We start from the raw sequence: 26,092 nt of genomic DNA on the forward strand, positions 1-26,092 counted from the left end.
TTTTTTTATCCTCTTTCAGCACCACAATCATCAAGCAGGCCTCTAATAATTAGCCCGAATTGCTCAGGTTTCCCGCTAAACAGCACATTATCAGGCTGAATTGTTAACAACTGGCGACGTAGGCTATTACGCCACTCAATATCGGTGATCAGCCGCACGGTAACCGCAATATACTCAGCCAAATCATGTGCAATCAACTCCTCAGATAATCCCAGCCGACGGAACAATCCCTCATCGATATGTTCGTGTACTTCAGCCCCACTCAGGCAAACACCGGGTAACCCCTGACGCACAGTATCGACGATGCCATTGGTATTGCCGAAAGGAAAAGGATTAATAAACAGGTCACACTGATTAATGACCAATAAATAGTCCTGATAGGCCAAATGCTCATAGATTTTAGCTTGAGGGATAACAGCATTAACGGCTTTTTCCATCACTCGATGGGTAATTCCCCAGCAAAAACCCACCAAAAAATGAAATATCACCGGCGTTGATGTTTGCCGGGCAATCTCAGCACAGGTATCGATAAAGCGAGGGTTAATTTTCATCGCCGAGGCACAAACCGCGATATGTACCGCTGGGCGCTCATCGAAATGTTGTATCGGTTCCGGCTGGCAAATATTGGCAGGCGGCACATAGGGCAGACAGTCCTTGGGTAACGCAACCACTTTTTCGGAGAAACACTGAGGATCCCCCAGATAATCCTCTTCCACTAATACCGCATCAATATAGCTGGAATGGGTCGTTGCCGGATGGCCTAGTGCCATTATCTGTAAGGGCGCTAAGCGTAAATTAGTCAGTGCAATGGTGAGTGGAAACATCCCGACACTGGGGAAGTAGATAACATCCGGTCGCAATTGTTGCGCCAATGCCACAATAGCCTCAACCGCCCCCGCCCGCTGGACCTCGGTAAAATCATCAAAAACGTCACGGGTGATGGCATCAGTGGCCCCCACAATGGTGACGCCATGGGTGGAAAACTGCTCACGCGCGGCGCGCAACGTACTGGAGTGAGTACGGTAAATAGAATGGCCGCTGTTAAACCACTCCAGGATAACCAGCATCAATGGTTTATCCCGCGCAGGTGGGAGGGAGTGGTTATCAGATAGCCCATTGCGCAGCAGCGTGTTACGTAAGTGAAAATTAATACTGCGTTTTATGGCGTGTTTTGCTGCTCTATCTGCATAACTGCAATGCATATAAACATCGTGCAGGATGCGTTCAGGTAAGCCCTCAAGATTCTCTAGCGTTAGTAGTTTTTCAGGTAACCACTCTAATAGCCGCTCACGTTTCGCATGCCCAGCAGCGCTGGGTAAAATACGTGGCGACAGTAACGCCAGAAACAGTGCCGCGGCCACAGGGGGATTAAATTGCCACAATATATCCGGCTGAAGCGGAATACCCGATTCAGGTAAATACATCAGGCAAAATTTCAGAAAATTATGGTGCTCAAAGCGCAAAGGATGGGCGCATCCCTCCCCCGCTTGATTAAGGTTGGTAATCACATGATCCGCATGGCCAAAAGGTGATGCGGCAAATATCAACGCTATCCAGCGATGGAAATTAATCAGTTGTAAAAAACCTTTATCGGATACCACAAAACCAGGATCAGAAAGTAGGTTGCCAATAGCCGCAGCCAGGCGATTACAGTAATGCTCCTGTTGCTGTACCGATTGATGCTTAAGCGAAAAAACATCCCAGCGGCCATATTGGCGGTCCAGTTGCTCCAACATCAAGACCAGTAATCGCCCCGCCTCCTCATAGCGCCGCACACACACTAAAAACTCGAAATAGGGTAATGAAAATGCGGTCGACTGCTCTACCGTTGATGCTAATTCAGCCGTTTTTTCCACCATTGTCAGCTCACCTTGTCACATCGACATCACGATTTCTCTAGCAAATTTAGAGAGTTAAAAATCCATTACTCCTGACCCGATATTTTAGTCAGGGGTTCCACTTACCGAGAACATGGGTCCCGCATAGCTCGTGCTCATTGGTAACCTGTTCGGAGGTTATACCCTTAGGAATACAAACCGTGAGGCTGATATGGTCTGTACTATCATGCTCATATTCAGTCAGGATAGAGGGCGGTAAAGTTTGTGTTTCGAGGGCGCCGAGAATTTGATTTCGTCTTATGAGTAACGAGGCTGATTCCCCCCCCTCCTGAGACTGAGCTACCTGCGTACTATCTCCAGTCGATTTCTCACCGGGGTTAGGGGCCGACCTGACTTTACCGCCAAAATTATTTTTATTAACAGGTTTGCCATTGATAATCACATTGTCACCAATATTCTCCGGCAAGGTGAAAAACACCGATGGCTTATATGAGCCGGTATTCCCGCCAAGCGTAATGTCAGTTATCGCTGCATAATCATTGAGGAAAATACCATGAGTATTACCGGAACGGCCGTTCACCCTCCCCCCACTAATTGGGCCACCAATATGCACACCATGACCATCACCTGCGGCATCACCATTAATCGTCGTATTGCCGCTGTTGAATACTAGCCCCGTGATCTCCACGCCATGACCATCGCTGGCATTACCGCCTAAGGTGGTGTCATTCAGCGTATTGTTGCCGCCGAACTGAACACCGGTGCCTTTCTCACCGCTAGCATTGCCGATCACCGTCAGCAGATCATCCGCTGCAGGGCCACTGAGCGAGGCGTTTTCACCAATATCAACACCGGTGCCATTAGTGGTATCGCCTTGCACCACGCTGCCGTTGCCACCTGTCAGATTAGCGGCGAACTCTACCCCCTTACCGTCCGGGCTGTTACCGTTGAGGATGGCGTGGTCCAGATTACTGTCATTTGCCACCTTGATGCCGCTGCCATTAGCTGATGTACCATTAATTGTGCCGCCACTGACTGCCCCTCCAAGCTGGACACCGTTGCCATTCTCCGATTGCCCCCCAATCGTGGTATTACCTTCATTTTGTAGTAAGCCATTAATATCCACCCCGGTGCCGTTAGTGGCATTCCCCGTCAGGGTGGTGTTATCAAGGAGATTGATACCGTCAAGCTGCACGCCGGTGCCATTCTCGCCGGTGGCGTTGCCGGTAACATTGAGCAGATCACCCAGGCCACCGCCCTCCAGGAGGATTTGTTTACCAATGTCCACCCCGGTGCCGTTAGTGGTATCGCCCTGTACCGCACTGCCATTGCGGCCAGTGAGGTTACCGGCGATCTCCACCCCCTTACCGTCCGGGCTGTTGCCGTTGAGGATGGCGTGGTCCAGATTACTGTCATTTGCCACCTTGATGCCGCTGCCATTAGCTGATGTACCATTAATTGTGCCGCCACTGACTGCCCCTCCAAGCTGGACACCGTTGCCATTCTCCGATTGACCCCCAATCGTGGTGTTACCTTCATTTTGTAGTAAGCCATTAATATCCACCCCGGTGCCGTTAGTGGCATTCCCCGTTAGGGTGGTGTTATCAAGGAGATTGATACCGTCAAACTGCACGCCGGTGCCATTCTCGCCGGTGGCGTTGCCGGTAACATTGAGCAGGTCACCCAGGCCACCGCCCTCCAGGAGGATTTGTTTACCAATGTCCACCCCGGTGCCGTTAGTGGTATCGCCCTGTACCGCACTGCCATTGCGGCCAGTGAGGTTACCGGCGATCTCCACCCCTTTGCCGTCAGAGCTGTTACCGTTAATGATGGTGTTATTAAGTTGGATATCACCATCAACTTTGACACCCGTCCCCCTGTCCGAGTTGCCATTAACCGTGCCGCCAGCGATCGCCCCGTTCAGCGCCACCCCGTTGCCGCCAGTGGCAATACCCACCACGCGAGTATTGCCGTTATTCACCAGCGGACCGGCAATATCAACACCGGTACCCTGAGTGGCGCTACCGTTTAGCGTGGTATTATCAAGGGTATTATTACCTTCCAGTTGCACACCGGTGCCTTTATCGCCCATCGCATTACCGTTGACAGCAAACAGATCGTCCGTACCACCACCAGTGAGAGTGGCATCTCTATCGATATACACTCCCGTGCCGTTAACCACTTCACCCTGTACTGCGCTGCCGTGGCTACCTGACAGGCGGCCCACGATCTCCACCCCTTTACCATCCGAACTATTTCCCACCAGCACGGTATCATTCAGCACCGTGTCGCCATTGACGCCAACCCCAGAACCAGAATCGGAGATGCCATTGATGCGGCTGTCATCAAGCACACCATTCATAACTTGAACACCAATGCCACTGGCCGCAGTCCCATTCACCACACTGTCGCTCAGTTGGCCATTAACCCACACACCAATACCGCTGCCGGAAGCAGTGCCGTTCAATACCGTATTGCCTTGATTGGTCAGTGGGCCGATGATATGCAATGCAATACCATCCACAGCCGAGCCATTTAAGCTGGTATTACTTAAATCATTATTGCCATTGAGTTTTATCCCAGTACCGGTATCTGTTGTTGCCACCCCATTTAGTGTCAGCAAATCGGTTTCACTGGTGCCGATGACATATAAATTTTCTGCTATATCCATGCCATAACCAACACCATCGGTGCTGCCATTAATAACACTCTGATGGACACCCTTTATATCATTGGCAATCTCTACGCCGATGCCATTAGTACTACTGCCATTGAGCGTGGCATTATCTAACACGGCATGAGTGACAATATTAGAACCCGGCAGTGGATCAATTTTCACACCATTGCCATTAATTGATTCTCCGGTCAGAGTGGTATCAGTAATAGTGGCATTGCCGCTAATGCGCAGACCTTCGGCATGGGTTGAACTCCCGGTGACATTAATATGATTAATTTGATGCTCGGCACTGAAGAGGTGAACACCGGCGCTATCAATACTGGTTCCTTCAATCGTGACCGGGCCGGTACCGTTATTAACCACACCGGAAATAGCAACCCCAATACCTTCGACACTACTGCCGCTAATGAGAGTGTCACCCTCGCCACTTAATATCACGCTATTATTACTGGCAGGAAAGTTAATGCCGACACCGCTGGTTGAGCGCCCTTCCATTTTGAAAGAACCATTATTGTTTATCGTTAACTGAGCTGCATCTGTATGGGTAATACCCCCTCCGCCAGCAGTCGCTGGTGCCCCTTTATTTTCACCGAGGAGAGATAATTGGCTACCTTTAGCAATATTGAGTGTATTCACCCCATTAAAATCAATCCCTTTGCGGGTAGCACCATTGCCTTCTGTCTCGCCTTGAAACGCAATATTCCCTTCAACCGACAAGGTACTATTGGCTCTAAAACCAACGCCTGAGCCCTGCGTCGTATTAAATGCTTTACCGATCATCGAACCATTTTTGGCTTTTATACTGATATTCCCCCCCAAACTTAATGCAGTGCTTAATGAAGTCGGTAAAGCGGCCAGTGTTTCAGAATAAACAGTAACATTCCCCGCAGTAGCATTAAGTTCTACATCAGTAAAATAAACATGTCTCGACCCCTGAGACAGACCATTGATATCAATATTGTGCTCAGTTGATGTCAGCGTCGTATTTAATAGATAGACAGATGCTCGCGTAGCAGCCCCCATATCAGCCTTACCATTTAAGGTGATATTTCCTTGTGCATTAAGATTATTATGTGACGTATTTGAATCCCCTTGAATAAAAATCCCTCCGCCATCACCGGTGGCAACTCCCGTCAGATTAATATCTTTCTTAGCATTAAAAATGGTATTTGGCTTAATCAAAATACCTTCTTTTTCGGAGGTTACATTGGCATTAATATCACCTGTTGTAGCAGTAATATTAGATTCACGTATTGCCAATCCGGCAGAGCTAGTCGAGTTAGAGACAACGTTAACCTCATTTGCTGTGAGATCTAAATTGGCCCAGGTTATGCCTTTTGAACCATTGTTATTTACTGTGAAGTTTCCGTTTTTAGTTTCAATATTAGCCCCATCAATACCAATACCCGCCCCTGAAGTATTGCCATGATTATTGGCTTCTATTGATATATCTTTCCCCGCAGTGATATTTACTTTGTTAGATGAGGTCCCATTTATTGTCACCGCCTCCACAGCGAGTGCTGAGGTATTGGCAACTAATAGTATATATTGGCCTGCCGTCATCGCACCATTACCGCTGAACCCGAAGGCTTTATGTGCGGCGGAGGTTAAATTGGTTCTAATATCATTTTTAGCAGTAAGAACTGTATTCTTCATCAATACAACTTCATTACCGATGATATTACCATTCATCAAAATATTATCGGCACTGATAGTGACATTATTGAAAGGACTGCCTTTGACCCCACTGATATTTAAATTAAAATCTCCTTCCTGTGCTTTTATATTGGCAAAATCCGCAACAACTGTGGTACCGATTTCCGTTCCTTCATTAACCGCCACCAGCGATATATTACCACCGGCAGTCATATTGACCTGAACACTACTGGAGTTACCACTTATCCTGATGGCATCAGCACCCGCAACTGTAGAGTTCGTGGTTACACCTTTCAGATTAATATCGCCACTGGCATTTATATTAGTGTTACCTGAGATCCACAGCCCTTTATTGGTAGTAGTGGCATCAACATCAATATTACCGGCAGTCGCCGTAAGGTTACTATCTCTAAGTAATAAACCATCAACTCCAGTGATATTGATATTTAATTTAACACTATTTCCATTAACTTGTGATTCCTTTATCCGTAACCCAAGATTAGTCTGGGTAAAGATATCACCATTGATATCAAATAAAACATTGCCAGACTTAGAATAAATACTGCCATTAATAAAATCCATTCCACCATATGCACTACCATTGGTATTTACCAGGAATGTGATATCTTTATCACCGGTAATGGTTGCATTCGTAAATGTGCCTACCCACGAACTTTTAGAATTGGACTTAAGAGCAAATAAAATATTACCCGAACCAGTCAAGACTGAATCCTCAGATATATCAATACCCCGCCACCCTTGCCCATTAGCATTACTACTTTCACCCGCTATACGCGTTTCACCTGCTACAGAAATATTAGCAGCATGACTGATACTCACCCCAATTTGCGATGCCACCCCAGCATTTCCTTCAAGAGTGAGGTTGCCGACATCATATTTCCCACCCATAATAATACGAGTCGCACTGTTATCATTGGCATGTTTTGCCAATAAATCCCCTTTATTTAACAACACATCACTATTATTTAATGTAATAACAGAGTCGGCAGTAGAATTACCCGCTAATAAATTAAGATTCAGCTTGCCAAGATTAGCGGTAATATTATTGTTAATAACAACATTGCCGTCAGCATGTAACGTCAGCGTAGCATCGCCACCCGCTGTTTTATTGATATCAGCCTCTAGCGTAATATTGCACCAGCGGCAATTGGTTAAAGTGTGATTAGTGGTAGTCACCGTCACATTGGTGCCGCGATCGAGTTGAGTATTGATACTGCTATTCAATATTTGCGCTACCTTGACCGTCGGAGCGAAAACCTGGGTATTTTTCACATATCCAGCAGGAATGTCCCCAATCTGAACCATTACCCCGCTTTCAGCACCACTACCAACAATACTTACCTCTGCGGGATCAAGTAACCAACTCCCCTGACTACCATGAATAGCCGCAGTATCAACCTGACCAAAAGCCTGTAAATTACGGTTACTGGATGTCTCTACCTGCCCACCATTACCTGACTGTAGCCCACCACGAGCATAAATATTGCCATAGAAGCCAGTGTAATCTTCTGACCAGAGCACGGCGGTACCACCCGACCCGTGGTTTGAAGCAGAAACATCAATATCCGCACCTTTATCCATGACGACTGCTCGGGCATTTTTTATCGCATTATTTTTACCCTGCCAATCGCCCCCGACCAGGACTTTGCCACCGCCCTCAGCCCCGCGAGCATCAATTTTGCTCGTTTCGACCAAATGTATCTTTTCACCTTGCAAGATAACATTCCCGCCACGGCCCTGCGCACTACTGACATCAATAACACCTTGCTGGCTCACCACCCCTTCACTGCCGCCATCGAGGTAAATAACGCCATTTTTTTCAGATAAACTATGCGCCTGCAAAATACCGGTATTATCAATCACAGTATTCATTAACATCTCTTTGCCGCGCGCTGTCAGTTGGATAACCCCGCCATCAGCCTGAATCAGCCCGCCGTTTTGCAACAAAGTACTGACCTGTTCACCCTGGACTTGCACACTCAGCAAGCTGCCGTGATCCAGATTAAGGGTGACACGACTCCCGCTCGCTAATGCTACTTTTCCTTGCGGCGACGCGATAACACCGGAAGCCTGATTATCAACCTGCTGGCCAATCAGCGCGATATAGCCACCAGTGGTGGTGTGCAAATTAGCCTGATTAACCAACTTGCCTTCATGTTTTCGGCTGGTCAACGTATAGCGCCCAGAAATAAAATCCTGATTTGACATGGATTTAGTACTGGCAACCAAACCACCAACATCAACTTGCGCACCTTTTCCAAACAGAATGCCATTCGGATTAAGTAAAAAGACCTGTCCATTCGCTTTTAGGCTGCCATATATCTGCGATGCATCGCGACCAAGCACCCGGTTCAGCGCAATACTCTGCTGCCCTGGCTGGTTATAAATAACGCTGTTCCCCTGCGCGATATCAAAGCTGCCCCAATTGATTGCCAACTTATCGCTTTGCTGAGTCACGGTAAGGGTGGTGTTGTGAACATTCAACACACCTTGACCGATAATAATATTGCCGTTAACCGGCAGTGAGGGATGGGCGAATACCCGTAGCGGTAATATGCCAAGAGCTAATCCCGTCATGATGACCAGGTGGCTTAATATTCCAGCTTTTGTATTATTGTCATTAATGACTTTTTTGCCGCCAGACGAAAAGGACCGTCCGTAAGCTCGGGTAAACTCTCCGACAGCAATTAAACATCCCAACCGACGGCAGAAAATAAGTTTGTATAATTTACTGTTCATTATTCACGTCCATTAAATCTGACAAATATGCCAATAAGCGCTAAAACATCTTGTAAGCGCTAAGCCAAAGTTGGTCGTTATCCGGTTGTGCAATTGCAGCCTGGCCGGTTCGATGTGCCCAAGTCAGATTCAAGGTGTAATCTGCCGGACGAAAGAGTGTGATATAGGCACCAAAGCCAGACAGGTTAATATTATTCCCCGTCAGGCCCGCGATAGGCTGGCGATAGTAAGAGCCCCACCCTTGGTCAAAAAATGCCGCGAAGGTGATTTGATTCCCAGTTCCTGCCCATGTGGGAAGTAAGAGTTGCCAATGGGTGCGTAATTCGGTAGTGAAAAGAGTGCCTTTATCCACCGCCCCTTCACCAATGCCATAGGCGCGCACCGCCAGCGGCCCACCTAATAACAGTTTTTGTGAGCTATCAAGATTCTTACTGGCTATTTGACCGGTAAATTGGTTGAAAAAGGTGAAATAAGGGCCAAAACCCTGATCATGACCGGCACGATAATTAAAACGGGCAAAAGTGCCACCAATACCAGTTAAGGAATTCATGCTTTGACTGAATTCGTCATCCAATGACAGATGGCCTGCCGTACCCAGTAAAGTAAAATTACTGAGTCCTCTAGGTACTGCGGTAAACGTACCACCAAGACCAAACTCACCGGCATCCAGATTGCGCTTTTGTTCTGGCAGCATAATCAGTGAATCACGCATTCTGCTCTGATAATAACCGGTATTCACATCAATTCTAGCTGCCGAATTACGGATCCACGGATGGCGTAAATTAATGCCCCAAGTGTTAGAATGGCCATGAGCATCCAATATTTCGAAAGGCCCCTTTAGGGTATAATCCAGATAACTATAATTAAGCGCTGCACGGGTGCCATAAGTATTAATGGGGAAGTTGTAATCCAACATGCCATTGAATACATCTACCGAGCTGGATAAAATCAAATCAGTACGTAGTTGATCACCCCAGCCGGTCATATTATTGAGTACCCCACCGACTAATAACCGATTATGACCAGAATAATCATTACCCTGGTTATCCACACCGAGATATCCCATCGCAGTCTGTCCTGGGGATATATCAGCATAAACTCTCGTCATTCCCGATTGAGTTCCCGGTTTTAATGCCAAAGCAGCATCAACCCCCGGAATTCCATTAAGAATAAGGGTGGTGCGTTCAAGGCGGGATAACTCAGCCGGAGAAGCGGCACAATCTTTATTGCCAACAAAACCCACTTCTTTGCTACAACTATTACTTTCAATCACCGCAGTAGCAAAATCAGTATTCAACCGGCTCTGATTATTAATCTCCGGTTTATCTAATCTGCCAGCAATAATACGAACTATGACAACACCTTCACGGATAGTTTGTGGTGGCAATATTGCCTGAGTGGCAACAAATCCTTGTTGTCGATAAAAGCGAGTTACCGCTAACGTCATGGCTTGTAAATCATTAAAGGTTAATTGTTGCCCCAACCAAGGCGTAATTACGGCGCGTAGTGCTTTATTATTTCCGTTACTGTGCCGTAATAACTGGGTATCACCCTCGAATCTAACCTCACGTAACATGATTCTTCCCGCCGAGGTAGAACCGCCAAACGATGTAGGAGGGAGCAAAGGTGGAAGTTTGATTTCAGCTTCCTGTGGCGCACGCAATGGCACCGGCGTTGTTTGCCGTATTTCGTTACTAATCACACCCGCATTCGGTACATTTATGACCTGAGGAGCGGCGACTACCTGTGAGCAAAAAAAAAGGGCAAACATGATTACTGTGGAACTCAGTTTAGTCTGATACCGTAATTTTTCTGGATAATAAAAATGTCGCATAAAATACGCCTGCTTAGCATGATGATCACGCCAGTTTAAATAATAAGAACCTCCGTCATTTAATACTGGCCCACATAGTTGATTTTAGTTAGCAAGTTAATAAAGTGATTAAATAAACATAAAATAGAATGTAAAATGGCATGACAAATTAATAAATACCAACATCCCAAAGAGTAACCTCTGTTGGTTCAGACTAATATTCATCTCACACGTATAACAAATAGTTATTTATGGTAGATATTTCATTATCGACATGAAACAATAATAGATTCACATACAAATAAATAATCAAAGTAATTAGAATTTAAATAGGGAGTGAAGTAATAACTTAACAAAATGAAAACACACATTAAAATAATAGCCAGCCAGCCAAATAACACCAACTACAATTACAGTAAAAGAAATAATAAGCCACATGGAATACTAATAATAACAATAAAAAACATTAATCGTATTTTAAAACAGCCTAAATACCCGCTAATCACTTAAATATGAACAATGCTTTTTATAATTATAATTAGATATAGTAATTTAAATAATAAAAAGCCCCGCATTACTTAACGGGGTCACTATATTCTGGTTCAGACCATCACCGAGTACCATGAATAATTTTTGCTATCCATTCTGCCTGATGCGAGCAATCAAATTATCAATGTTATCAATGTGTGATGCGGCCAATATCAAACTACGCCCCAAACTCAACGCATGACGCTGACATTCCCGGCGCATCTCTTCATCAGCGATACTATCCAGATCAGCAACATGTGCCAGGCCAATGGTACGCCGAATTAATTCAGTACCACAAAACCCTATCGCGTCTTGCCAAACCTGTTGCAGGAACTGTTGTACATATCCTTCGGTCGCTAAGGCTAAATCCTGCGTTTTTTCCTGACTTAACGCCACGAAACGGCTAGAAAATGTTTGCCAGATAATATGCACATCTTTCAGCCGTTGCTCGCGGCTAGCTGCGGCATCACGGGGGCCGGCCAAGCCGGGTAGTCCACAGTAATTGAGCAGTAAATTCCCTAGTGCGGTACCCACATCAAAGCCGATTGGGCCATAGAAACCAAATTCGGCATCAATAGTTTTCAAACGCCCCTCAGCAACGAAGATAGAACCACTATGAATATCCCCGTGCAGCAATGCTTCGGCCTTACTCAAGAAGCGATGTTTAAGTGAGGCCACCGCCACCTTGAGAGCATTATCCTGGCGCAGAGCCAGTACATAAGGGAGTAATGCCGGATCAAAATTATTACGTTCATGATCAATATAAGGGTCAGTAAAGAATAGATCCTCAGTAATCTGGCACAACTCTGGATTGGTATAGCAGCTCACTGCCGCTTTTTTGGCTTGTGCCGACTGATAAAAATCTGAGGTATGGAATAAGGTTTGCGCCAAATATTCAGCCAGTTGTCCCGCCGCTTGCGGATAGTGTTTACCTGCCAGCAGTTCACTGCGCCAGATATGGTGATCAGATAAGTCCTCTTGCACCATAACCGCCAATTCAGCATCGTGATGCAGCACATTGACCGTGTGTTGCGGGCAAAATTGGCTGTGTGTCAGCAGGGTTTGCGCTTCAATTCTAGCGCGATCCAAGGTCAACGGCCAAGACTCCCCAACGCAGCGCACATAAGGCAGTGCCTGCTTGACAATCACCCGACTGACGCCGGCCGCATCACGGATTTTAAACACCAGATTGAGATTGCCATCCCCAATTTCATCGGCCATCACTAAGGTCAGTGGATTAGCAACCTGACCAAATTGGCGAGCATATTCAACAGCATCCGCAGCAGTAAATGTATGGTAGCGCGACATCTTCGACCTCTTTATTCTTTACCCGATTCTGGTTCACTCACCGCCAACCACTTGCTTAGCTGTGAAATTATTCTCTGTTAGAGCTAAAAAATCCGTATTTAGGCGTAAAACCATATAGACGTCTACACATCCGTAAGATATGTTGGCAGAATAAGAAACCAGATGCAATAACGCAACATGGATTTAACTGACAATGCAGACGCTTAACAGGCTCGATTTACAAACCACCAGCTTAAGAATTATCGATAACCAGCTCTGGATACTCGATCAGCAGGCATTACCACAGCGTCAGGAGTGGCTATTAGCTGATACGGTAGAGTTACTGATTGGTCATATCCAAACATTGCGAGTCCGTGGTGCACCGCTCATTGGACTGTCAGCAAGTTTATTATTGGCTTTACTGGCAGAACGTGGTTTGCCGCAAGCTCAACTTGAGCAGGCAGTCATCGCGCTGCGTGAATCCCGCCCGACGGCAGTCAACTTGATGAATAATCTGGCACGGATGCAGCAGGCTTTGCTACAAGCCAACTGGGTCGATACTTTGGTCCGCGAAGCGCTACATTTGGTGGATGAAGACCGAGAATTGTGCGAGCGCATTGCCCGGCATGGGGCGGCACTGGTTAAACCGGGCAGTAACTTGCTAACCCACTGCAATACCGGTGGCCTCGCTACGGCAGGCATTGGTACCGCTATCGGCGTATTATTGAAAGCCCATCAGCAAGGTAATATTCAGCAGGTGTGGGTCGATGAAACCCGTCCTTTACTACAAGGCGGCCGCTTAACCGCCTGGGAGTTAGGTGAGTTAGGTATTCCATATCAATTGATTTGTGATTCGATGGCTGCCAGCCTGATGGCTCAGGGCAAAGTGGATGCTATCTGGGTTGGTGCGGATCGCATTGCCGCCAACGGCGATGTGGCAAATAAAATAGGCACTTACAGTTTGGCGGTGTTGGCCCACTATCACAATATTCCGTTCTATGTTGCCGCCCCGCACACTACTCACGATCCAAACTGCCCGAATGGTGCAGCGATCCCAATCGAGCAGCGTGCCGCCAGTGAAGTGACCGGTGTCTCAGGCAGCTTTGGCTGTTGCCATTGGGCACCAGAAGATGCCGCTGTGTATAACCCGGCATTTGATGTCACACCGGCAGCATTGATCAGTGGTTGGGTATTAGACAGCGGCGTCATTAGCCCAGAACAAGTGGCGGCAGGCTTCTTCCAAGCTAAGAATTAGCAATGTTTGTAATTTTATCCCCAAAGCAATTGAAGCCGCAGCGGTGTTAGCTGCGGCTTCAAGTAAGAAGGTGATCAATCCAAACGTGGATAAGCATCGGCTATCTTATCGCCAGTAAAATGTGCCACCCACCCCTCAGGATTATCAAATACCCGAATAGCCGTGAAATTCGGTGCAGACCCCATATCAAACCAGTGGCGAGTATCGGCAGGGACAGAAAGTAAGTCATTCTTTTCACAAAGTATTTGATAAATTTTACCGTTCAGATGCAAACAGAACAACCCTGCACCTGCAACGAAAAAGCGCACTTCATCTTCACCGTGGGTATGTTCTGATAAAAACTTCTCACGCAACACTTCCCGCTGAGCGTTATCAGGCCGCATGCTAATCACATCCCAACTCTGATAACCCTTCTCCGCCACCAGCCGGTCAATCTCATGTTGATAAGCTGCAATCACCGCCTCCGGCTGTGGATTTTCACCCAGTTCACGATCTGCCTGCCAGCGCTCAAAGCGCACACCAATAGCAGTCAGTTGCTGCTGGATCTCTTCAGCATCACGGCTTTGCCACAGCGGTTGCTCCGGCTGCTCATCACTAAAAATCGTTAATCCGCTCATGCTGTAAAATCCTCCAAAACGATTTGATCAAAACGGCTCACCTGTGGGTGGCGGCTTTCGTTATCAGGAAAGTCGCGAATCAGTTGGCAAGTTTGCCAACCCGCCAGTTGCGCAGCATCCAACTCCTGACGGATATCAGATAAAAACAGCAGTGCTTGTGGGGCGATAGCTAATTGACTAGCAATATTCTGATAAGAGCTCACCTCACGTTTCCCCCCAACATGGGTATCAAAATAGCCACTGAATAGCGGGCGTAAATCCCCTGCATCGCTGTAACCAAACAACAGTTTCTGCGCAGCAACCGAGCCGGAAGAGTAGACATATAACCCCAAACCCTGTTGCTGCCAGTCGGCCAATTGCCGGGCCACTTCTGGGTAAAGATGACCACGAAAGTCCCCTTGCAGATAACCGGTGCGCCAGATAATGCCTTGAATCGCTTTCAACGCCGTGGATTTACGGTCTTCATCCATAAAACCATGTAACGCGGTAATCAATGTTTCAATATCAGCATCCGGCTGTGCAAGTTCATGGCGCAAACTGGTTAGCGCTACGGCAATCTCTTCATCCTGCTGATGTGCACGCAAATAGGGCGTCAGTCGCTCGCGGGCATAGGGGAACAGCACCTGATGGACAAAGCGGATGTCACTGGTGGTGCCTTCAATATCGGTAACAATAGCCTGGATCATTTAGCCCCCACGTTAGGATTGAGATCAAACAAGCGGCGTTGCAGTTCACACTGGAACAAGAATTCCAGCCCTTCCAGATGACGACGGGCTTCCACCACGCTATTTCCCCAGCAATACAGGCCATGACCGCGCACCAAGAATCCGTAGTGTAGCGGGTTATTATCTGCCAGTGCGGCAACCCGTTGGGCCAGCGCCGGAATATCCTGATCATTATCAAAAATAGGGATGGCAACCGCATCCAAATGACTACGCTGACCCGATAGTGATTTCTGCATTTCATAGCCTTGCAATACTAATTCATGGCTACGCTCAACCCGAGATAGCACAGTGGCATTCACCGAGTGAGTATGTAACACCGCATTGATCTCTGGATACCGACGATAAAGCAAGGTATGTAGCCCGGTCTCTGCCGAGGGTGTGCGCCCACTGGGAACATGGTTGTTGGCGGTTTCTACCAGTAGAAAATCGTCAGCGGTGAGGCTGCCTTTATCTTTACCCGATTCGGTAACCAGACAATGAGTCGAGTCCAGCCGCAGGGACATATTACCACCAGTCGCTGGGCACCAGCCCTTCTCCCCGATCCAGTGGCAGGCGGCTAACAGCGCGCCAAGTTGTACATTTTCTGTCATTGCATATCCCTGTTGTGGTGTAGGTGGGTCATCACATTTAGCAACCGCAATTTGCCCGACGATCAGCTTTAGTACATTTTTATCTATGCTTAGCGAATTACGGCATTTAGCCGTTTAAACATCTAAGCGTCTTGATTGCCAAATCTTAACATCGTGTTATATTGACGGCAACATACAGCGCCAGGAGTATTCATCTGCCATGAGCACTTTATCCTTTATTCCAGACAGTAAATTGCCGGCACAAGGCACTACAATCTTTACGCAAATGAGTGCATTGGCGCAAAAACACCAAGCGATTAACTTATCGCAAGGGTTCCCCGATTTTGATGGCCCAGACTATTTGAAACAGCAATTGGCCTATCATGTCAGTCAAGGTGCAAACCAATATGCCCCAATGACCGGCGTGGCGCCGCTGCGCAATGCAATTGCGGAGAAAACGGCTAAAATCTACGGCTGGCAGCCCGATGCCGACAGCGAAATCACCATCACTACCGGTGCCAGCGAAGCCCTGTTTGCCGCCATTACCGCCCTGGTGCGCCCAGGCGACGAAGTTATCTGCTTTGACCCCAGTTACGACAGCTATGCACCGGTAGTTAAACTGGCGGGCGGCATACTCAAGCGCATAGCACTGAAACCCCCGACATTCGCCACCGACTGGTCTGAATTTGCTGATCTGGTTTCTGAACGTACTCGTCTGGTTATCGTCAATACGCCGCATAACCCTTCAGCGACTGTTTGGCGGGCGGAAGACTTTGAACAACTGTGGCAAGTGATTGCTGAACGTAATATCTATGTGCTGAGCGATGAGGTGTACGAACACATCTGCTTTAGCGCCACAGGCCATGCCAGTGTGCTGGCTCATCCGCACCTGCGCCAACGCGCCATTGCAGTGTCCTCTTTCGGCAAAACCTTCCATATGACCGGTTGGAAAGTGGGGTATTGCATCGCCCCCGTCGCTATCAGTGCCGAAGTACGTAAAATTCATCAATATCTGACCTTTTCGGTTTGCACGCCGGTTCAGCTCGCATTGGCGGATATGCTCAATGCCCAACCAGAGCACTGGCAGCAACTGCCCGATTTTTATCGCGCCCGTCGTGATCGCTTCGTTAATGCGCTGTCCACCAGCCGCCTGAAAATTCTGCCGAGTGAAGGCACCTATTTCCTGTTGGCCGATTACAGCGCGGTTTCTGATCTTGATGATGTTGAATTCTGCCAATGGTTAACCGAACATGTCGGCGTGGCCGCGATACCGTTATCGGTATTTTGTGAAGGCCCGTTTCCCCATAAACTAATCCGGCTGTGCTTCGCCAAACAGGATGCCACGCTGGATGCTGCGGCGGAGCGATTGTGTCAACTTTAAAACTGACCCTGCTGCAACAGCCATTGGTATGGTTGGATGCACAGGCAAATCTGCGCCATTTTGACATGCTGTTGGAGCCACTCCGGCAGCGTGATGTGATTGTGTTGCCAGAGATGTTTACCACCGGTTTTGCCATGAATGCGGCTGAAAATGCATTATCAGAAGGTGAGGTCATCAACTGGTTACGCCATTGGGCCACGGTTACTGATGCCCTGATTGGCGGCAGTGTGGCGCTGAAAACCACCGAGGGTGCGGTGAACCGCTTCCTGCTGGTTGAACCGAATGGGCGCGTTCATCATTATGACAAACGCCACTTATTCCGCATGGCCGGTGAGCACCACCACTATCAAGCGGGCAAAGAGCGCAAGGTGGTGGAATGGCGCGGCTGGCGAATTTTGATGCAAGTTTGCTATGACCTGCGTTTTCCGGTGTGGTCACGCAATTTGCAAGATTATGATTTAGCACTCTATGTCGCTAACTGGCCAGCTCCTCGCGCCAAACACTGGCAAAGTTTACTGACAGCGCGCGCGATAGAAAATCAGGCTTACGTCGCCGGATGTAATCGGGTCGGCGATGATGATAACGGCCATCACTACCAGGGCGACAGTGTGATTCTGGATGCTCAAGGTGAGGTGTTGGCGCAAGCAGAACCGGGACTGGCTGCGCAACTGGATGCTGAGTTGTCTTTAGAAACATTGCAGAGCTATCGCGAAGCCTTTCCGGCATGGCGCGATGTTGATGATTTTTTATTGTTGTAAAGGTAAAACCAGGGGGAGCCGTGCCGCAAAAGTGCTCCCCAAGTGTATTAAACCCGCTGCCAGGATAGCACCGTTTCCAGATAAGCCTGAATGGCTAGCGCAATATCACTATGCATGACGGATTCATCAGGATGATGGCTTACCCCTCCTTTGCAGCGCACAAACAACATCCCTACTGGCCAGCACTCAGCAACAGCAATGGCATCATGCCCCGCACCGCTGGGCAGCAATAATGAGCGCCCCTGTACCCGATCAATACTGGCGTTGATTCGCTGGCGCAAAGCCATATCACATTCGGTAGCACTGATACGGTAAAACTCTTCTGATGAAAAAGTCAGGCCGCGCTGTGCTGCTATCACTTGCGCCTGCGCCAACAAGCTGGCCAGTAACTGGTCCACGTGACAGTCTTGCGGGCCACGAATATCCAGCGTCAGAACCACCTCTGCGGCAATCACATTCACAGCACCTGGCGAACAACTGAGTGTTCCAACTGTCGCCACTAAATGTTCACCATAGCAAGCAGTCAACTGTTCAACGGCACCAATCCATTGCGCCGCACCGGCCAATGCATCTTGCCGCTGCCCCATCGGCACCGTACCAGCGTGGCCCGCTAAGCCAATAAATCGGCAATTCAGACGGCGCGCGCCATTGATTGCCGTCACCACACCCAATGCCAAATCGGCCTTTTCTAAACACGGCCCCTGTTCAATATGCAGCTCCAGATAAGCACAAAAATCACTCACCTCACGTCGCGCACTGACAATAGCCGCCGGGTCAAAATCAAGATTCTCCATGGCCTGCGCCACACTGACACCCTCAGCATCGGTTTTACTCAACCAATCGGCCGGCCAGCGCCCAGTGATACCTTTACTACCCAGCAGGGTGATACCAAAGCGCGTACCCTCTTCATCGGCAAAACCAATCACCTCAATGGCCACCGGCAGCCGCTGCTGCTGACGATACAAATACCCCACCACTTCTAGCGCACTTAATACACCTAGCATGCCATCGTAACGGCCGGCGTTGCGCACCGTATCAAGATGAGAGCCTAACAATAGGGCCGGCGCATCAGGTTGCAGCCCTTCATAACGGCCGCAAATATTACCAACTGCATCCTGCCACACGCGCATCCCGACCGCCTGCATCCATTCACCCACTTGCTGATTTGCCCGCAAATGTTCAGGAGACAGGTACACCCGCGTCAGCGCATCCGCTGATTCACTGATTGCCGCCAGCACATCACAACGGGCCAAGACCCGTAATGCAGCCTGCTCTGCCTCGGCATCCGGCAGGGTAACAGCCATCAGTTCGCTCCGTTTAGTGGATCAATAGCCGGTTTATCACTCTCAGCTTGATAGACATTCCACGCGCTTTGCAATCCGTTGCCCTGAACCGTGGCAAAACCTAAACGGTTTAATACCGCCTCCAATGCCACCAGCGTTTGCATCACACAATCTTTACGCGCGTTATATCCCATAGTGCCGATGCGCCAAATTTTGCCATTTAGCGGCCCGAATGAGGTACCAATCTCGATACCAAAATCATTTAGCATCAGTTGCCGCACTTGCTCACCAGGAACACCGGTCGGAATAACCACCCCCAACACATTGTTCATGCGGTGCTTCATATCACCGAACACCGCCAGCCCCATTCCCTGAATGCCCGCCAACAACGCTGCACCATGCAAAGCATGACGGGCAATACCGTTATCCAATCCCTCTTCCAGTATTACTCGTGCGCATTCCCGTGCCGCAAACAGCATACTGGTGGCTTCGGTATGATGATTCAGGCGCTCCGGCCCCCAATAATCCATGATCATGCCCAAATCAAAGTAATTGGAATAGATCATCTCTTCGTCGCCATCAGCATGATCCTGAGTACGGATCCCCTGCTCAATACATTTGCGCCGCCGAATTTGCTCAGCGAATTGTGGGCTGAGGGTCACCGGAGCACTGCCTGATGGCCCGCCAAGGCACTTTTGCAACCCGGCAGATACTGCGTCCAACCCCCAGGCGTCAGTTTCCAATAGGTTCCCCCCCAGCGATGCAGTCGCATCGGTATAAAACAACACTTGATGGCGGCGACAGATCTCGCCCAACTCAGCCAGCGGCTGCAACATGGTGGTTGAAGTATCGCCCTGCACCGTCAATAGCAGCCGTGGGTGTACTTTCTTGATAGCATCTTCAATCATCTCTGGGCTGAATACCTCGCCCCACGCCACCTCGATAGTGTGGACTTCGGCCCGGCAACGGCGGGCAATTTCACACAATAAGTGACCAAAACGGCCAAAAACCGGCACCAGAACTTTATCGCCAGGGCGGATGGCCGACAGCAGAACCGCCTCAATACCCGCACGAGAGGTGCCATCGATCAACATCGTCCACTGATTCTCAGTGCGGAAAACCCCACGATATAGCGCCATCACCTGATTCATATACTCTGTCATCGCCGGATCGTATTGCCCGATCAACTGACTGGCCATCGCCCGCAATACCCGGGGATCGGCATTGATCGGCCCCGGCCCCATCAGCAACCGTGCCGGTGGGTTAATCTGACAAAACAGCGGATTAGGGTTTATTGCCGACATAGAAAATCTCCATCCTTAAATAATTCAGTGAAATGTGGCCTACAAACCACGGACCGATGATATAAACTGTTTTAATTCAGTAGTTTGTGGATTAGCAAATAAGGCGCGACTTTCGCCCTGCTCCCACACCCGCCCTTGATGCATAAACACCACCCGGTCACCCACTTCACGGGCAAAATTCATCTCATGGGTCACCAGAATCAGTGTCATACCTTCTGCCGCCAACTGTTCGAGGACTTTCAACACTTCCCCCACTAACTCAGGATCCAAAGCCGAGGTGATCTCATCGCACAGCAATACCTTCGGCTGCATCGCCAGCGCACGGGCAATCGCCACACGCTGCTGCTGCCCACCGGAAAGATTAGCCGGGTAATAATCGAGCCGGTCGGCCAGCCCAACTTTTTCCAGCATCAACGCCGCCAGTTCACGGCACGCGGTCGTGCTCTTTTTCAGTACCCGACGCGGTGCCAGCATCACATTCTCCAACGCTGTCATATGTGGGAACAGATTAAAACTCTGGAACACCATGCCTACCGAGCGGCTAATCTCCCGCGCCTGCGAATCACGATCCGTTACCGTCATACCGCCCAACTTGATACTGCCGTCCTGATATCCCTCCAGCCCGTTGATACAACGCAATAAGGTACTTTTACCTGAACCACTGCGGCCAATTATCGAGATCACTTCGCCCATCTCGATATCCAGATCTACGCCTTTAAGTACATGATTCTGGCCATAGTATTTTTGAACCTGATTAATGGTGATCAGCGGCATGAAATTTCCTCTCCAGATAATGGCTGTAACGCGACAACGGATAACACATCAGGAAATAGCCCAGCGCCACTAAGCCAAAAACTTTAAACGGCTGATAAGTGACATTATTGAGCATGGTGCCCGCTTTGGTTAATTCGACAAAACCAATGATCGATGCCAGTGCTGTGCCCTTGATAACCTGCACCGAGAAACCCACGGTCGGTGCAATTGCGATACGCATCGCCTGCGGCACAATCACCCGCAATAACGTCTGGCTGAAACTCAGACCCAGACAGCGGGAGGCCTCCCACTGGCCTTTCGGCAACGCTGCAATACTGCCACACCAGATATCCACCAGAAAGGCACTGGTAAACAGTGTCAAAGCCATCGCCGCAGCCGCCCACGGGCTAACATCAATACCCAACAGCGCTAAGCCGAAGAAGGCCAGAAACAGTTGCATCAGCAACGGCGTACCCTGAAACAATTCGGTATATAGACGGACAAAACGAGCTGCCCAACACCAACGACTCAAGCGCATCAACATCAATGGTAATGTCACTAATGTGCCGCCAAAAAAGGCCGTTAGTGACAGTAACAGCGTCCAGCGGGTGGCCAATAACAAGTTACGGATGATATCCCAGTCAGTAAACATCATGAGTTATGGCTCCCAAAGAATCGACGGCCAACCGCCAGCAGTAATTGGCGCATTGCGATGGCTAACAACAAATAGAGCAAGGTGGTCACCAGATAGACTTCAAAACTGAGGAAGGTGCGCGACTGAATCAGGTTGGCGGCAAATGTCAGTTCTTCAAATGACACCTGTGATACCACCGCAGAACCGAGCATCACAATAATGCACTGGCTTACCAGCGCCGGATAAATGCGCTGTAACGACGGCGGTAGGATCACGCGGAAAAAAGTCTGACTACGGCGTAACCCTAATACCCGCCCCGCCTCCCACTGGCCTTTAGCGCTGGCTTGAATCCCGGCACGAATAATCTCCGTGCTATAAGCGCCCAGATTGATAGTCATCGCCAATAAGGCTGCCTGACCGGCACTAAGTTTCAAGCCAAGTGCCGGTAAACCAAACACAATAAAAAACAGTTGCACCACGAATGGGGTATTACGCACAATTTCTACATAACCACCCCATATCCGGCGCAATATAACCCTATCACCACAGCGAATTGCGGCTCCCGCTATCCCCAGCGCAATACCGCCGAGGGTGGCCATAGCCGTCAGCTCAATGGTGGTCAACAGGCCCGACAATAGTTCAGGCAGATAAGGCCACAAAGCAGAGAAATTAAGCTGATAGGTCATAGCCAACTCCTGTTATGCACCCAAATCAGCCGGTAACGGCGCCTTCAACCATTTCTCGGACAAACCATTTAGCGTGTTATCCTGCAATGCTTCCCCAATCAGTGCATCCACTTTGGCTTTCAGAGCCGTTTCTCCCTGACGCAAACCGATATAACACGGTGAATCTTTCAGCATAAACTTCGCCACCGGTGCCTGGGTTGGATTCTGGCGAACCAGTGCACTGACCACCAAATTGCCCGTCGCCAAATAATTCACCTGACCAGACAGGTAGGCTGACAGCGTAGTGTTGTTATCTTCATACCGTTTAATCTGAGCATCTTTAGGGGCTAACTCACTCAGCACCATATCTTCCACTGCACCACGGGTTACCCCCACCGTTTTACCTGCCAATTGTTCTGGTTGCTTCAGTGCATCGTCTTTAGCACCAAATACACCCAAGAAAAACGGTGCATAGGCACGGCTAAATGCGATAGCTTTTTCCCGTTCAGGATTTTTACCCAAGCTGGAAATCACTAAATCCACTTTATCCGTTTGCAGATAAGGCACTCGGTTGGCACTGGTCACCGGCACCAGTTGCAACTTTAGTTTCATCTTATCGGCCAAATAATGTGCCATGTCGATGTCATAACCCTGCGGCTGAAGATCCGTACCAACCGAGCCAAATGGCGGGAAATCCTGTGGAACGGCGACCCGCAACACACCACGCTGCTGAATTTGCTCTAACTGATCGGCTAACACCGAAGGAGCCTGAACCCATATCAGTGCAGCACCCAGCAAGGCCAACATCCGCTTTTTCATGTTCATAGCATATCTCCGATAACTCAGTAATGAAACGATGGGTTCTTTAAAAGCAAACACTGAAACCATCGTTGCAACTACTATGCCAATGATAACCTATGACGAGAGGCCCATATTTAGGCTCACTACACGAATCACAAGGAATAAATCGAAGAGAGAGACTCACAATCAAGGTGCAAATCAACAATCAAAATGCACCACAAAAGTGCATTAATTGATAAAAAGAAGGCGTTAGCGCGCCGCCGGGAGGTGAAAGTGACATAAGCTGTCGCAACAGCCAGAAGAGTGTTACCCCTTCGGACACTGAACTAAACGATAGCCTTTTGACTTATATGGCGAACAAACTACCGTTGCTCTAACTCTCCTAAATCATCATATAAATCAGCGATTTGATGAATTCGCTGACGGCCCTGTGCGAGCATTTCATGCAATAAAGCATTACTCAGTAAATTTGCCAGACTCATGGCCGAAGAGTAGCTATCAAAAGCCGATACGCTGTCGAGCGGCGTAGTCAACCGCCAACGTGCTAACGGCAATATTGACTGAGCTTGCGGCTCACAAATCAGCAGCGTCGGCACGCCTTGTACCTGCATTTGTAGCAGGATCTCGCGGATAACTTTTGGCCGGCGGCGAAATGCCACCACAATAACTAAATCACGCGGCGTGACATCCACCAACTCCTCTGCCAGCGTCTGCCCCGCTTGTGGCACCAACTGCACGTGCTGGCGCACCTGCAACAACTGTTGACGTAAATGCAGAGCAACCGGGTAACTGTTTCGTAGCCCCAATAATAAGATACGCGGCGCACGTATCATCGCATCGATAACCTCGGCTAACTGACGGCTATCCAACTGACTCACCCAATGCGTTAAATTCGCCATTTCTTGCTTATAGTGGCGCGCCAGCAAGGTGTTCCCTTGTACCGCATCACGACTATCGGTCAATGGCATACCGCTTTGACGCAAGGTGCGTACTTCTTCACGCATTTCCCGATAACTGGCGTACCCCAAGCGCTTAAACAGCCGGCTAACCGTGGCCTTAGACACCCCACTCAAGCGCGCCAATTCAGCACTGTTATAGCTAATCAGGTCGTCAAAATGATCAAAAATAAAATCAGTAACGCGCTGCTCCTGCGGGGTCAACTGTGCATAATGCGCCCGCAAACGTTCATCAATCTGTTTCATACCCTTCTCCGGCCAATGAAACTATCGTTTCAGCATAAGCATTTTTGCGGAAAATAGCACACAAGCCCACCGCAGTAATAAGATAATTTTCATGCTGAGTGCTATCTGTCATTCGCCAGCGAGTCGGCCACGGTTCGATTAGCCTGCTTGGTTGAAGCAAAGTGATCACCGATCGAGTATCAACTAAAACCCGATCTGAACTGAGATAAAATTTATCCCTTGGTTTATCATTCCTAATTATCTAATACTGTCGCTCTTATCAATTCAGAATAATTCCTTATGACACAAAAAGCTGAAAACTCCGGGTTAAGTCCGGCATTGATCGTGTTGATGTCGGTCGCAACCGGACTGGCTGTTGCCAGCAACTACTATGCCCAGCCACTGCTGGAAACCATCGCACAAGCCTTTAATCTCTCGGTCAATCAAGCTGGATTTATCGTTACTGCGGCCCAGTTGGGCTATGCTGTGGGATTAATGTTCCTGGTGCCGCTAGGGGATATGTTTGAACGCCGTGGGCTGATTGTGGGCATGACCTTGCTGGCTGCTGGCGGCATGCTGATTACCGCAATGTCACAAAACCTCACTATGATGATTGTTGGCACCGCGCTCACTGGTTTGTTCTCAGTGGTGGCACAATTACTGGTGCCGCTGGCGGCCACTCTGGCTGCGCCGGAAAAACGCGGTAAGGTGGTCGGTATTATTATGAGTGGTCTGCTGCTGGGGATTTTGCTGGCACGAACCGTGGCAGGAGCACTGGCCTCCATTGGCGGTTGGCGCACCATTTATTGGGTCGCCAGCGCGCTGATGTTCGTCATGGCATTGGTATTGTGGCGCTACCTGCCGCGCTATAAACAACATACCGGTTTAAATTACGGCCAGCTGCTTGGTTCAATATTCTCGCTGTTTATTCGCACACCCGTGCTGCGCACCCGTGCCTTGCTCGGCGCGCTCTCGTTTGCCAACTTTAGTGTGTTGTGGACGTCGATGGCCTTCTTACTGGCTTCTCCCCCCTTCGGCTATTCAGAAGCTACTATCGGGCTATTTGGCCTGGTCGGTGCTGCTGGCGCGTTGATGGCGACCAAAGCGGGCCAATTGGCGGATAAAGGTAAAGCCCGCATCACCACCAGTGTTGGTTTGGGATTACTGCTGTTGTCTTGGATACCTATCGCCCTGGGGCAGCATTCCATCATCGCGCTGATTATCGGCATTGTGGTGTTGGATCTGGCGGTTCAGGGGGTGCATGTCACCAATCAGAGCGTGATATATCGCATGATGCCGGAAGCCAGAAATCGCTTAACCGCCGGTTATATGACCACTTACTTTATCGGCGGGGCGTTAGGTTCGCTGATTTCAGCAGCAGCATACCAACATGCCGGCTGGTATGGTGTGGCAATGGCCGGTTTGGTGCTGTGCATACTAAATATTACGACGTGGCTGGCCGGTAAACGCTTTGATCCTCCCGCTAATCAACCCGTTGAGTGACCTTAATTAGTTAGCTAACTAATAATCAATGCAGATATAAATTTGGGTTATAGGGTATTAAGAAAATTACCACTCTGGTAATGTTACCTAACTTGTTATTTTGC

The 26,092-nt window shown here is 48.9% G+C and carries 18 protein-coding genes; 4 read left to right on the forward strand and 14 right to left on the reverse strand.

Annotated features, from left to right (window positions below; translation table 11 throughout):
• Positions 1-5: 5 nt before the first annotated feature.
• From V2A84_RS14160 to mtnK, 4 genes are all read right to left on the reverse strand, one after another.
• On the reverse strand, positions 6-1,859 hold the full coding sequence (locus V2A84_RS14160; protein WP_083160155.1) for a glycosyltransferase: 1,854 nt from the start codon (positions 1,857-1,859) through the stop codon (positions 6-8).
• A gap of 88 nt (positions 1,860-1,947) precedes the next feature.
• Positions 1,948-8,931, reverse strand: a complete 6,984-nt coding sequence (locus tag V2A84_RS14165; protein WP_442848924.1) for a two-partner secretion domain-containing protein — start codon at positions 8,929-8,931, stop codon at positions 1,948-1,950.
• A gap of 40 nt (positions 8,932-8,971) precedes the next feature.
• Positions 8,972-10,765, reverse strand: coding sequence for a ShlB/FhaC/HecB family hemolysin secretion/activation protein (locus tag V2A84_RS14170; protein ID WP_442848925.1), 1,794 nt, complete (start codon positions 10,763-10,765; stop codon positions 8,972-8,974).
• 615 nt (positions 10,766-11,380) lie between these two features.
• A complete protein-coding gene (gene mtnK, locus V2A84_RS14175) occupies positions 11,381-12,580 on the reverse strand; it encodes an S-methyl-5-thioribose kinase (RefSeq protein ID WP_442848926.1) in 1,200 nt (399 codons plus the stop codon).
• A 193-nt stretch (positions 12,581-12,773) separates the two neighbouring features.
• Here mtnK and mtnA point away from each other — a divergent pair, with 193 nt between their 5' ends.
• Positions 12,774-13,814 carry an S-methyl-5-thioribose-1-phosphate isomerase gene (gene mtnA / locus V2A84_RS14180; RefSeq protein ID WP_083160163.1) on the forward strand — a complete coding sequence of 347 codons (1,041 nt, stop codon included), beginning with the start codon at positions 12,774-12,776 and terminating at the stop codon, positions 13,812-13,814.
• 74 nt (positions 13,815-13,888) lie between these two features.
• Here mtnA and V2A84_RS14185 read toward each other — a convergent pair whose 3' ends face one another.
• From V2A84_RS14185 to V2A84_RS14195, 3 genes are read right to left on the reverse strand one after another with little or no spacing between them, the layout of a single operon-like run.
• Complete coding sequence (locus V2A84_RS14185) at positions 13,889-14,431, reverse strand: 1,2-dihydroxy-3-keto-5-methylthiopentene dioxygenase (RefSeq protein WP_083160165.1); 543 nt, start codon at positions 14,429-14,431, stop codon at positions 13,889-13,891.
• Positions 14,428-15,117: an acireductone synthase gene (mtnC, locus tag V2A84_RS14190; protein WP_083160167.1), complete on the reverse strand. Its 690-nt coding sequence runs from the start codon at positions 15,115-15,117 to the stop codon at positions 14,428-14,430. Before mtnC ends, V2A84_RS14185 begins: the two co-directional genes overlap by 4 nt.
• Complete coding sequence (locus V2A84_RS14195; protein WP_083160169.1) at positions 15,114-15,746, reverse strand: methylthioribulose 1-phosphate dehydratase; 633 nt, start codon at positions 15,744-15,746, stop codon at positions 15,114-15,116. Before V2A84_RS14195 ends, mtnC begins: the two co-directional genes overlap by 4 nt.
• A gap of 199 nt (positions 15,747-15,945) precedes the next feature.
• Between V2A84_RS14195 and V2A84_RS14200 the strand changes: the two genes are divergently transcribed.
• Positions 15,946-17,106 (forward strand): pyridoxal phosphate-dependent aminotransferase, encoded by a 1,161-nt coding sequence (locus tag V2A84_RS14200; protein ID WP_083160171.1) that lies wholly within the window; start codon positions 15,946-15,948, stop codon positions 17,104-17,106.
• Positions 17,094-17,864 (forward strand): amidohydrolase, encoded by a 771-nt coding sequence (locus V2A84_RS14205; RefSeq protein ID WP_083160173.1) that lies wholly within the window; start codon positions 17,094-17,096, stop codon positions 17,862-17,864. Before V2A84_RS14200 ends, V2A84_RS14205 begins: the two co-directional genes overlap by 13 nt.
• Before the next feature lie 47 nt (positions 17,865-17,911).
• On the opposite strand, the gene hpxK is transcribed toward V2A84_RS14205, so the two are convergent.
• The 7 genes from hpxK to V2A84_RS14240 form a co-directional block, all read right to left on the reverse strand.
• Positions 17,912-19,168 carry an allantoate amidohydrolase gene (hpxK, locus tag V2A84_RS14210; RefSeq protein ID WP_420073159.1) on the reverse strand — a complete coding sequence of 419 codons (1,257 nt, stop codon included), beginning with the start codon at positions 19,166-19,168 and terminating at the stop codon, positions 17,912-17,914.
• The gene (locus V2A84_RS14215; RefSeq protein WP_102970462.1) at positions 19,168-20,451 is read right to left on the reverse strand and encodes a pyridoxal-phosphate-dependent aminotransferase family protein; all 1,284 of its coding nucleotides are present in this window, start codon (positions 20,449-20,451) and stop codon (positions 19,168-19,170) included. The genes hpxK and V2A84_RS14215 overlap by 1 nt, the downstream gene beginning before the upstream one ends.
• 39 nt (positions 20,452-20,490) lie before the next feature.
• Complete coding sequence (locus tag V2A84_RS14220) at positions 20,491-21,225, reverse strand: amino acid ABC transporter ATP-binding protein (protein WP_083160177.1); 735 nt, start codon at positions 21,223-21,225, stop codon at positions 20,491-20,493.
• Entirely contained in the window at positions 21,206-21,859 is a 654-nt protein-coding gene (locus V2A84_RS14225) for an amino acid ABC transporter permease (protein WP_083160179.1), read from the reverse strand. Before V2A84_RS14225 ends, V2A84_RS14220 begins: the two co-directional genes overlap by 20 nt.
• On the reverse strand, positions 21,856-22,524 hold the full coding sequence (locus V2A84_RS14230; protein WP_083160181.1) for an amino acid ABC transporter permease: 669 nt from the start codon (positions 22,522-22,524) through the stop codon (positions 21,856-21,858). Before V2A84_RS14230 ends, V2A84_RS14225 begins: the two co-directional genes overlap by 4 nt.
• A 12-nt stretch (positions 22,525-22,536) precedes the next feature.
• Positions 22,537-23,328 carry a transporter substrate-binding domain-containing protein gene (locus tag V2A84_RS14235; protein ID WP_083160183.1) on the reverse strand — a complete coding sequence of 264 codons (792 nt, stop codon included), beginning with the start codon at positions 23,326-23,328 and terminating at the stop codon, positions 22,537-22,539.
• A 338-nt stretch (positions 23,329-23,666) separates the two neighbouring features.
• Complete coding sequence (locus V2A84_RS14240; protein ID WP_083160185.1) at positions 23,667-24,506, reverse strand: MurR/RpiR family transcriptional regulator; 840 nt, start codon at positions 24,504-24,506, stop codon at positions 23,667-23,669.
• A 279-nt stretch (positions 24,507-24,785) separates the two neighbouring features.
• Here V2A84_RS14240 and V2A84_RS14245 point away from each other — a divergent pair, with 279 nt between their 5' ends.
• Positions 24,786-25,988 carry an MFS transporter gene (locus V2A84_RS14245; protein ID WP_102970463.1) on the forward strand — a complete coding sequence of 401 codons (1,203 nt, stop codon included), beginning with the start codon at positions 24,786-24,788 and terminating at the stop codon, positions 25,986-25,988.
• The last annotated feature ends 104 nt before the right edge of the window (positions 25,989-26,092 follow it).

The sequence above is a fragment of the Yersinia sp. 2553 StPb PI genome, from assembly GCF_052217105.1.
GTDB lineage: Bacteria > Pseudomonadota > Gammaproteobacteria > Enterobacterales > Enterobacteriaceae > Yersinia > Yersinia enterocolitica_E.